Here is a 7270-nt window from a genome sequence, read left to right on the forward strand (position 1 = left end):
CGGGACCCGACGCCCCCGCGCCCGCCGTCGGCCCGGGCGGACGGCGGCGCGACCAGGCCATCGCGCTCGGCTGGCTGGTCGCCATCTGGCTGCTGCTCTGGGGCGACCTGTCCTGGGGCAACCTGCTCGCCGGCCTGGTGGTCGGCGCGGCCCTGCTGCTCTTCTTCCCGCTCCCGCCGGTCACCTTCGGCGGGCGGCTGCGGCCGGGCCCGCTGCTGGTCCTCGCGGTCACCTTCGCCGGCGAACTGGTCAGCGCCAGCCTGCACGTCGCCGCCGTCGCGCTGCGCCCCGGGTACCGCCCGCGCGGGGCGATCATCGCGGTGCCGCTGCGGGTCCGCACCGACCTCAACCTGGCGCTCACCGCCGAGGTGATCTCCCTGGTGCCGGGAACCCTGATCCTCGAGGTGGACCGCGACGGCGGGGTGCTCTACGTGCACGTCCTCGACGTCCGCGGGCCGGAGGACCTGACCGGCAGCCGGGAGCGGATCCTCGCCGTCGAACGCCGCATCGTCCGCGCCGTCGGCTCCCCCGCGGAGGTACGCCAGCTCAGTCCCGAACCCGTCGATCGGAGGAACCATCCGTGACCGCGCTCCTCGCCGTCGCGCTGACCGTGCTGCTCTCGGTCACCGCGCTGCTCGCCCTGGCCCGGATCTACCGCGGCCCGTCCCTGCTCGACCGGGTCGTCGCCGCCGACCTGCTGCTCGCCACCATGCTGGGCGCGGTGGGCGCGGAGGCGGCGGTCAACCGCCACGCCACCACGCTGCCCGTGCTGGTGGTGCTCTCCCTGCTCGGCTTCGTCGGCTCGGTGTCCCTGGTCCGCTTCGCCGTCCGGGAGGAAGCGTGACCGCCCGGCGCCCTCGAACGAAGGGGGGCACGCCATGATCGGGACCTTGGCGGACTGGCTCGGTGGCCTCTGCCTGCTGGCCGGGGCGCTGCTCAGCCTGGTCGCCGGGATCGGCGTGCTGCGCTTCCCGGACGTGCTGGACCGGATGCACGCCGCCACCAAGCCGCAGGTGCTCGGTGTGCTGCTGCTCCTCGTCGGCCTGGCGCTGCGCCTGCGTACGCCGTCGGACCTGCGCATGATCGCGCTGGTGGCGGTCTTCCAGCTGGCCACCGCGCCGGTCGCCGCGCAGATGATCGGGCGGGCCGCCTACCGCTCGGGGCGGATCGACCGGGACCTGCTGGACGCCGACGAGCTGGCCGGGCGGTGAACCGGACAGCGGGGAGGCTTCCGGCACCCTCAGCGAACGTCCAGCCGCCGCCGATAAAATGGCGGCATGATCGACTCTTCTGCCCAGGAGGGCAGCAGTAGCCAGCCGGGTCGTGCCCGGCAACCTCTGGACCCGACGGCCCCGGGAGCCCTGACCGTCCCGTGCTGATCCTCGTCGGACTCGTCCTCATCATCGTGCTCACCGCCGCCACCGGTTACTTCGTGGCCCAGGAGTTCGGTTACGTCGCCGTGGACCGGGGCAAGCTCAAGCAGCTCGCCGACGGCGGCGACCGCGCCGCCGCCCGGGCCCTGGAGGTGACCGGCCGGCTCTCGTTCATGCTCTCCGGCGCCCAGCTCGGCATCACCGTGACCGCCCTGCTGGTCGGTTACGCCGCCGAGCCGTACCTGGGCGCCGGGCTGGCCGACCTGCTCGGCCTCGCCGGGCTCTCCAGCGCGCTGGCGCTGCCGCTGTCGGTGGCGCTCGCCCTGATCATCGCCACCGTGGTGCAGATGGTCCTCGGCGAGCTGGCCCCGAAGAACCTGGCCATCGCCCGCGCCGTGCCGCTCGCCCGGGCGCTCGCCGGGTCCACCCTGATGTACCTGCGGATCGCCGGACCGGTGATCACCCTCTTCGACCGGGCCGCCGTGCGGCTGCTGCGCCGGGTCGGCATCGAGCCGATCGAGGAGCTGCCCAGCGGCGCCACCCCGAAGGACCTGGAGCAGATCATCGCCGAGTCCCGGGAGGAGGGGCACCTCGACGCCGAGATGTCCGACCTGCTCGACCGGGGGCTCGACTTCCGGGAGCTGACCGCCGGGGAGGCCATGGTGCCCCGGGTCGACGTGCACACCGTACGGGCCGACGAGCCGGTCAGCCGGGTCGTCGAGCTGCTCGACACCGGCCACTCCCGGTTCCCGGTGCGCGGCGCCGAGGGCGTCGACGACCTCGTCGGCGTGATCGGCATCGCCGACGTCCTCGGGGTGCCGCCGGCCGAGCGGGCGAGCACCCGGGTCGCCGCGGTGGCCGTACCCCCGTTGCTGGTGCCCGAGACGCTGCCGTTGCCGACGGTGCTGGACCGGCTCCGGGTCGGGCACCGCCAGCTCGCCTGCGTGGTCGACGAGTACGGCGGCTTCGCCGGCGTGATCACGCTGGAGGACATCGCCGAGGAGTTGGTCGGGCCGATCCGCGACGAGGACGACCCGCCGGAGCGGGCCCCGGCCCGGCAGGAGGACGGCTCCTGGGTGGTGCCGGCCCGCTGGCGGATCGACGAGGTCGCCGACAGCACCGGCATCGCGCTGCCCGAGGCGCCCGAGTACGACACCCTCTCCGGCCTGGTCATGCGGGAGCTGGGCCGGGTGCCCGAGGTCGGCGACCGGCTGGAGATCGCCCTCGCCGTCGACGGCGAGGAGCCGGACGCGGAGCCGCGCGCCCTGGTCGAGGTGCTGGCCGTGGACCGGCACGTGGCCGACTCCGTCCGGCTCCGGACGACCGCCGGCGCGCACGGGGAGGAGGCGGCATGAGCCCAGGTTTCGCGCTCTTCTTCTCCGTGGTGCTCCTGGCGCTCAACGCCTTCTTCGTGGCGGCCGAGTTCGCGCTCGTCGCGGCGAAGCGGTACCGCCTGGAACAGCTGGCCGTCGGGGGCGGCCGGGCGGCCCGCGCGGCGCTGGACGGCGTCCGCGAGCTGAGCCTGATGCTGGCCGGCGCCCAGCTCGGCATCACCCTGTGCACCCTGGGCCTCGGCGCGCTGGCCGAGCCGGCCATCGAGCACCTGCTCAGCCCGCTGCTGCACGCGGTCGGGCTGCCGGACGCGGTCAGCCACCTGGTCGGGCTGCTGTTCGCCCTGGCCCTGGTGACCTTCCTGCACCTGGTGGTCGGCGAGATGGCCCCGAAGTCCTGGGCGATCACCGACGCGGAGCGCTCGGCCATGCTGCTGGCGCTGCCGTTCCGGGCCTTCGCCCGGGTCGCCCGCCCGGTGCTGTCCGCGCTCAACGCGCTGGCCAACGCCGTGCTGCGGCTGGTCGGCGTCCGCCAGCAGGACCAGCTCGCCCAGGTGCACGGCCCGGACGAGCTGCGGATCCTGCTGGAGCAGTCCCGCGAGCACGGGCTGCTCGGCGCCGAGCAGCACCAGATGCTGACCAGCATGCTGGAGTTGCAGGGCACCAGCGTGGCGCAGGTGATGGAGCCGTTCGACCGGATCGTCACGGTACGCCGGGACGACACCGCCGAGCGGATCGAGCACGTCTCCCGGGACAGCGGCCGGTCCCGGCTGGCCGTGGTCGACGCCGGCGGCGAGGTCTGCGGCCTCGTCCACGTCCGCGAGGCGGTCCGGGCCGTCACCACCGGCCGGGCGGCCACCGCGGAGGAGCTGATGACCCCGGCGTTCACCCTGCCCGGCGAGGCGTCGGTCACCGAGGCGGTGGCCGCCATGCGGGGCCGGCAGGCCCAGCTGGCGCTGGTCAGCAACGGCGGCGGGCCGACGCGGCCGATCGGCTTCGTCGCGCTGGAGGACCTCCTCGAGGAGGTCATCGGCGAGTTCGACGACGAGACCGATCCGGTGCCCCGAGGCCGCCGCATGCGCTGACGCCCCGCTCTCCGGGCCGCTTCGGGTGCGTCTGTTGTCGCTCCGGCAACAACAGACGCACCCGGACCCGCCAGCGTCGCCGCGTATCGGCGGGCGAATGGGGGAGCGGGCAGCGGGAATGCCGGCGGCATGCGGTTGACCGGGGTGTCGTCGGAGTCCGTGTGGACCGGGCTGTCGGTGAGCACCACGCTGCCCAACCCGAGCACCCGCCCCGGCCTGCGCCTCCCCGGCCGGGTCACCCTGGCCGCCGGCGGCAACGACGTCGCCGTGCGGCACATCCGGCTCGGGCTGGTCGCCCAGGTCGAGCCGGAGGACCCGGAGTCGCCCCGCCGGCTGGTCCAGTACCACCAGGTGCCGATCGCCGGCCGGTTCGTGGTGCCGGCGGACCGGCGGCGGGCGGTGGACTTCGCGATCCCGTTGCCGTGGGAGACCCCGGTGACCATCTTCGGCGGGGTTCCGCTCATGAGCCTGCGCACCGGGCTGCGTACCGAGGTGTCGGTCGACCCGGACCTGGACCAGGGCGCCATGGTGCCGGTCTTCGTGCACCCGATCCCCACCCAGCAGCACGTCCTCGCCGCGCTGGAGACCCTCGGCTTCGTCATGCGGCAGGCCGGGCTGCAGCAGGGGCGGCTGCCCGGGGTGGAGCAGGCGCTCCCGTTCCACCAGCGCCTGGGCTACTGGGTGGCCCCGCTCTACGCCGGCCCGATCACCGAGCTGGAGGTGATCTTCGTGACCAATGCGGCGGGGCTGGAGGTGCTGCTCTGGATGGACCGCCGGCTCTCCCTGGCCGGGATCACCCACCAGAGCATCAGCCGGTTCCGGGCCTGGCACGCGGGGGCCGACCGGCGGGACTGGGTGGCCACCGTGGACGGCTGGCTGCGGCACGCCATCGACCGGCACGCGGCGGCCGCCGCACACGCCGACTGGTCCGCCAGGATCGGTGAGTCCGCGCATGTCAGCCGCCGGCCCGACGAGCCGGTCGCCCCCGGCTACGGCCTCGGCGGCACGGCCGGCGGCGCGGGCGTCGGCGGCGGTGGCGGTGGGGGCGACGGCACCTGAGTGGGTCGTCGCGGGTCAGACCGAGGCGGTGGCGAGTTTCAGGCTGAAGCCGAGGAAGAGCACCGCGATGGCCGTGGTGCCGGTCGCGGCGAGCCGCTGCCGGCGGTGGAACTGGGCGGCCAGGAAGGTGCCGGTCAGGATCAGCGCCGTCAGGTAGAGCGCGCTGGTCACCTGGGCGATCAGGCCGAGCAGCAGGAAGGACAGCGCCGGCCAGGCGTACCCGGGGTCGACGAACTGGATGAAGAAGGAGATGAAGAAGAGGATCGCCTTCGGGTTGAGCAGGCTGATCACCAGCGCCCGCCGGAACGGGCTGCGCACCGCCGCCGGCTCCGCCGCGTCGATCAGCCGCGGCGTCGCCGGGTCGTTGCGGTCGCGCCAGCGCCGCCAGGCGCCGCGCAGCATGGCCAGGCCCAACCACCCGAGGTACGCGGCGCCGACGTACTTGATCACGAGGAAGAGCGCCGGGTACGCCTTGAGCAGCGACGCCACCCCGGCGGCGGAGAGGAACATCAGCACCGAGTCGCCGACGAACACGCCTCCGGCGGCCCGGTAGCCGGCCGCCACGCCACGGCGCGCCGCCGTGGAGAGCACGAAGAGCGAGTTCGGCCCGGGCAGCAGCACGATCGCCACGGTGCCCAGCACGTACGTCCAGATGTCGGTGATCCCCAGCACGCCGGTCATCATGACGCCGCGGGCACCGCCGGGCGAAGCCGTTCCCGCAGCGTGACCTGTGCGTTTGGCCACTCCGAGGCGAGCATCGAGTAGAGCGCGGACTCCCGCCAGGTGCCGTCGGCGCGCCGCCGGTTGGACCGCAGGGTCCCCTCCCGGACCGCGCCGAGCCGCTCGATGGCCCGCTGCGAGCGCTCGTTGAGCGAGCTGGTCTGCCAGGTGACCCGGACGGCGTCCAGCTCCTCGAAGGCCCGGGTGAGCAGCAGCAGCTTCGCCTCGGTGTTGATCCCGGTGCGCCACCACGGCCGGCCGAGCTGGGTGTAGCCGATCTCCACGGTCCGCAGTTCCGGGTCCGGCTGGTAGTAGGAGGTGGTGCCGACCACCGCGCCGGTCACCGCGCAGCGCTGCACCCAGGGCATCCGCACCCCGCGCCGGTGGGCGTCGAGCGAGGCCCGGACGTACGCGGCCATCTCCTCGACGCCGCCCGGGCGCGGGGTGCCGACGTACCGCCAGACCTCCTCGTCGTCGAGGGCGGCGTACAGCTCCTCGGCGTGGGACTCGTCGAGCGGCTCCAGCACGACGTGTTCGCCGCGCAGCACCACCGGCTCCAGCCAGGGCGACGGGGCCGGCCGCAGGTACGCCGGCACCGGAGCGGTCACCCCGGCTGCCGGCTCCGGCACGCCGGCGGTGAGCCGCAGCGGCACCACCCCCGCCCAGTGCGGCAGGTGGAGGTCGGCGGGATCGTCGTTGGCCCCGGCGGCCCGGGCGCGGACCGACACCTCGCGCAGCGGCAGCGCCAGCACGGCGGTCTCGGCCAGCTCGCGCCGGCTCGGCGGGCGGCTGTCCGTGCTGCGCCCGGCGGCCACCTTCTCCACCAGCGCGGTGAGCACGTCCAGCTTCTCCCGCTCGTCGGTCACCAGGCGGGCGGTGCCGTGCGCCACCACCGACCGGTAGTTGGCGCTGTGGTTGAACTGGGACCGGGTGTAGACCAGCCCGTCGAGCAGCGTGACCGCGACACAGACCGGCAGGCCCGCGTTGTCACGGGCGGCGAGCAGCGGCCGGCTGCCGGTGGAGCCGTGCAGGTAGAGGGTGTCGCCGATCCGGACGTGCAGGGTCGGCAGAACGCGCGGCTCGCCGTCCACGGTGAACCCGAGCGCGCAGTGGTACGCCTCGTCCAGGACGGCGTGCGCGGCGGCCTCGTCATAGCTCATCCGGGCCCGCATGCGGGTGGCGGTCGTCCGTTCGGTCGGGGGGTACATGCGACATCCCATCTTCGTGCTAGTACAATCTCCGAACTGTGGCAGGACATTATCAGATCAGTGGCTCCTCGTCGGCGGCGATTTCGGCGAGCGTGGAAACCGGCATCCGGGCCGGCGACCTCGCCCCGGGCGACGCCCTGCCCGCCGTCCGCGCCCTCGCCGTCGAGCTGGGCGTCAGCCCGGCCACCGTCGCGAAGGCGTACCAGGAGCTGCGGCAGCGTGGCCTGGTCGTCACCGCCGGCCGGCACGGAACCCGGGTCCGCCCCCGCCCGCCCGTGGCGAGCCGCCGCTCCGCGCTGATGCCCCCACCGCTGCCCGGCGCCCGCAACCTCTCCGCCGGAGAGCCCGACAGTCGGCTGCTGCCGCCGCTCGGCCCGCACCTGGCCGCGCTCGCCACCGAGTTCGGCACGCCCGGCGGGTACGCGGCCGCCGCCGTCCTGCCCGAACTCGCCGCCGCCGCCCGGGACCGGCTCGCCGCCGACGGGGTGCCGGTC

9 protein-coding genes are annotated in these 7270 nt (G+C 74.6%); 7 read left to right on the forward strand and 2 right to left on the reverse strand.

The window, feature by feature from the left end:
- The 6 genes from B0E53_RS31135 to B0E53_RS31160 form a co-directional block, all read left to right on the forward strand.
- Positions 1 to 584 (forward strand): Na+/H+ antiporter subunit E (locus B0E53_RS31135; protein WP_107079251.1); only part of this gene is annotated, 584 nt, incomplete at its 5' end.
- Complete coding sequence (locus tag B0E53_RS31140; RefSeq protein ID WP_107079252.1) at positions 581 to 844, forward strand: monovalent cation/H+ antiporter complex subunit F; 264 nt, start codon at positions 581 to 583, stop codon at positions 842 to 844. The genes B0E53_RS31135 and B0E53_RS31140, both read left to right, overlap by 4 nt.
- A gap of 34 nt (positions 845 to 878) precedes the next feature.
- Positions 879 to 1211 carry a monovalent cation/H(+) antiporter subunit G gene (gene mnhG / locus B0E53_RS31145; protein WP_210406286.1) on the forward strand — a complete coding sequence of 111 codons (333 nt, stop codon included), beginning with the start codon at positions 879 to 881 and terminating at the stop codon, positions 1209 to 1211.
- Between the two features lie 161 nt (positions 1212 to 1372).
- A complete protein-coding gene (locus B0E53_RS31150; RefSeq protein ID WP_107079253.1) occupies positions 1373 to 2728 on the forward strand; it encodes a hemolysin family protein in 1356 nt (451 codons plus the stop codon).
- Positions 2725 to 3789 (forward strand): hemolysin family protein, encoded by a 1065-nt coding sequence (locus B0E53_RS31155; protein ID WP_107079254.1) that lies wholly within the window; start codon positions 2725 to 2727, stop codon positions 3787 to 3789. Before B0E53_RS31150 ends, B0E53_RS31155 begins: the two co-directional genes overlap by 4 nt.
- Before the next feature lie 129 nt (positions 3790 to 3918).
- Complete coding sequence (locus B0E53_RS31160) at positions 3919 to 4848, forward strand: sporulation protein (RefSeq protein WP_107079255.1); 930 nt, start codon at positions 3919 to 3921, stop codon at positions 4846 to 4848.
- Between the two features lie 15 nt (positions 4849 to 4863).
- Here B0E53_RS31160 and leuE read toward each other — a convergent pair whose 3' ends face one another.
- Positions 4864 to 5532, reverse strand: a complete 669-nt coding sequence (gene leuE / locus B0E53_RS31165; RefSeq protein ID WP_107079256.1) for a leucine efflux protein LeuE — start codon at positions 5530 to 5532, stop codon at positions 4864 to 4866.
- Positions 5529 to 6776, reverse strand: coding sequence for a bifunctional pyridoxamine 5'-phosphate oxidase family protein/GNAT family N-acetyltransferase (locus tag B0E53_RS31170; protein WP_107079257.1), 1248 nt, complete (start codon positions 6774 to 6776; stop codon positions 5529 to 5531). The genes leuE and B0E53_RS31170 overlap by 4 nt, the downstream gene beginning before the upstream one ends.
- Before the next feature lie 38 nt (positions 6777 to 6814).
- On the opposite strand from B0E53_RS31170, the gene B0E53_RS31175 reads away from it, so the two are divergent.
- Positions 6815 to 7270: GntR family transcriptional regulator (locus B0E53_RS31175; protein ID WP_146167826.1), on the forward strand; the 456-nt coding region annotated here is incomplete at its 3' end.

Source organism: Micromonospora sp. MH33 (genome assembly GCF_003013775.1).
Lineage (GTDB): Bacteria > Actinomycetota > Actinomycetes > Mycobacteriales > Micromonosporaceae > Micromonospora > Micromonospora fulviviridis.